The 2,348-nt window shown below is 57.5% G+C and carries 4 protein-coding genes; 1 reads left to right on the forward strand and 3 read right to left on the reverse strand.

The window, feature by feature from the left end; translation table 11 throughout:
- From FOY53_RS22495 to FOY53_RS22505, 3 genes are all read right to left on the reverse strand, one after another.
- On the reverse strand, positions 1-295 hold a 295-nt coding region (locus tag FOY53_RS22495), incomplete at its 3' end, for a hypothetical protein (RefSeq protein WP_222435339.1).
- A gap of 230 nt (positions 296-525) precedes the next feature.
- Complete coding sequence (locus FOY53_RS22500) at positions 526-807, reverse strand: XRE family transcriptional regulator (protein ID WP_246107524.1); 282 nt, start codon at positions 805-807, stop codon at positions 526-528.
- Between the two features lie 369 nt (positions 808-1,176).
- A complete protein-coding gene (locus FOY53_RS22505; RefSeq protein WP_146592521.1) occupies positions 1,177-2,157 on the reverse strand; it encodes a hypothetical protein in 981 nt (326 codons plus the stop codon).
- A 6-nt stretch (positions 2,158-2,163) separates the two neighbouring features.
- On the opposite strand from FOY53_RS22505, the gene FOY53_RS22510 reads away from it, so the two are divergent.
- Positions 2,164-2,348 (forward strand): hypothetical protein (locus tag FOY53_RS22510; protein ID WP_146592522.1); only part of this gene is annotated, 185 nt, incomplete at its 3' end.

Consider the following 2,348-nt stretch of genomic DNA (forward strand, 5'->3'; position numbering starts at 1 on the left):
GGGTCGGGGCCAGGGCGGCGCGGGTGGCGGCGAGCACCGGGTTCGCGGCCGCCGGAGCTTCGGCGCGGGCGGCGGCCAGATCGGCCAGCACATGGTTGCGCGGGTGGATCGCCGGGCGGGTGTCGCAGGGCTGTTTCATCAGGCGCGCGGCAGCGCGGGCGGTTATCGGCTGGCCCTGCGCCTCTTTCAGCAGCCACCACGCGTCCTGCGTGGTGGCCAGCGGCAGGGCCGCGACCAGCGCGGGATCGGTCAGCAGCCTGCGCGCCGCGGTGATGAGATCGGGGGTCTGGTGCATGAGGGCCTCCATCGGTTGTGATGGAAATGACAATTATGGACGAAACGTCCATTGTCAATTTATAAATGGACATTTTGTCCATACGATAGCTGTTGACGCTGATTGGATACTGCGAACAATAAGGGAACATTTGAAAGGGTGAAGGATTCGAACATGCCGCGCTACAGCGTCAGCGACCGACTATTATTTTTTTGGTGCGATTTTTGGGGCGAGAGTGTCGATGCAGCATTTCACCGGCGGCTGTTTTCCAGGTTGCGCAGGGCTGAAGCAACTTTTTCTGGAATGCCAGTTAGTCGGCCCCGGTAAAGAAAGTCCATCGAAACATCCCAACGCTCTGATATCCTGAAGCCCATGTCCGCGTTGAGAGGTTTTTTGCCTTGGATAATCTTTGAAAAACTCGATGGGTCGATGCCGACAGTGCTTGCAAACTCGCCGTCTTTTAGGCCGCTCGAAATCGAAACGGCCTCTACCCGGATGCCAACGCCATCAAGGTCAATCTTCGGAAGGTTCATTCGCTTCGCCATGAATGCATTGAGCGCCAACTGGATGAAACTTCCATAAAAGTTTCGTCCACGCTTGACGTTTGGACGATTCGTCCATTACTGAAGGCGGATGGACACAATTCCTTCTGTCACTGACTTGATCAACCTGTGGCCACGTCGCGCTGACGTTGCTTCGGATGTCGGCTGTCACTTCGGCCGACCGGTCAGCGCTGACCAGGTCCACAAATGGGCCCGAAAGAACTCCATCCCTGCGATGTATCACCGGGCGGTAATTCAGGCGGGCATGAATAGGGGGTTTCCTGTTACCGCTGATTTGCTGGTCAACCTGCACGACAGAACTTCCCGACAGGATGCCGCAGCATGAATCAAAGTGTGTGCTCACCTGTCGCCTGCCAGCCCAAGTTCGTTGATCAGGCGTCGTTCCCCTTCTGCAACACGCCCGTCCGCCCAGAGCACATCATTCATTGCGTCCTCGAAGGCCTCCCGAAAGCTCGGGTCGTTACTTGTCACCGAACGGACTTTGTGCAGGTAGCCGTCCAGAGACTCGCGGGAAGGTCGCATGCGCCGGATCAAGGGCCGGAGTTCGGTCATGGCGCTGACTTCGCCGGGATGAGCGGACGAGTGCAGTGTCGGAGCCATGGTTTCCGCAAAGCCGCAGATCACATCCAGTTCCTCGCTGATGAAGCTTTCGTCCGACCTGGCAAGGGCTACGAGAATGGACAGAGGTGCGCGAAAGTCGTTTCGGATCTGGCGGGCAACGGACAGCGCTGTCGGGATGGTGGGGGCCGCTTTTTCCCTATGGGAAAGGTAGTTGAGGTCGATCATCATCATATCGCGGAAGAACCGATTACAGTCGATGACTTCGCCGTCGTCTTCTATGAAGCCTTCAATCCGGTCACACCGGAAAGCACGAACCGCCCGCCTTTCGTGGCAAATCGCCGTCAGAATTGGCGCGTGCGGACCGCGCGCAACTTTACGCAGCGTGATTCTGCGGCGTGTCTGATTTCCTTTGCTGTCACGATAGTCGATCAGTGTGTAGACCTCCTCAAGATCGTAACTGTCGGTGGGCGTTTCCAGCCATTCATCATCTTCCGAAATAATAGGTTGCCCATCCATTTGAGGATGAGGTGGTGGTGCATCGTCGATGCCGGGTGTCTTGTCAAAAAGCCAGTCGTTCAAACTACTCATCGGAAATTCCTCGCAAATACAATGCGGAAAGTAGTTTCCCTTTTTCTGATTCGCGCAATTAAAAGTTGTGTCCCAAAATTTGGGAAATCCCTTTCCGGCAGCGCCCCGGTGCCGCGCGATACCGGCGGGGGCGCTGCCTGATGTCTGAAAATCACCTTGTTCAAGTCTCATGCCGCCATGCTGCGCCCGCCGGGGCCGCTGGCCAAGGAAAAGAGGTTTCCGATGTGTAGTCCGCTTTATGCCAGCCTGTTTCGCGGGCTGGTCAAGCAGCTGGGCGGCGTCGATGCCGCCTGTGCGGTGATCGAGGCGGCGCTGGGGCATTCGGTGTCGCGCGGGTCGGTGTCGCGCATCCAGAACGGTCA

Origin of the sequence: Puniceibacterium confluentis (assembly GCF_007923445.1) — a bacterium.
Taxonomy (GTDB): domain Bacteria; phylum Pseudomonadota; class Alphaproteobacteria; order Rhodobacterales; family Rhodobacteraceae; genus Puniceibacterium; species Puniceibacterium confluentis.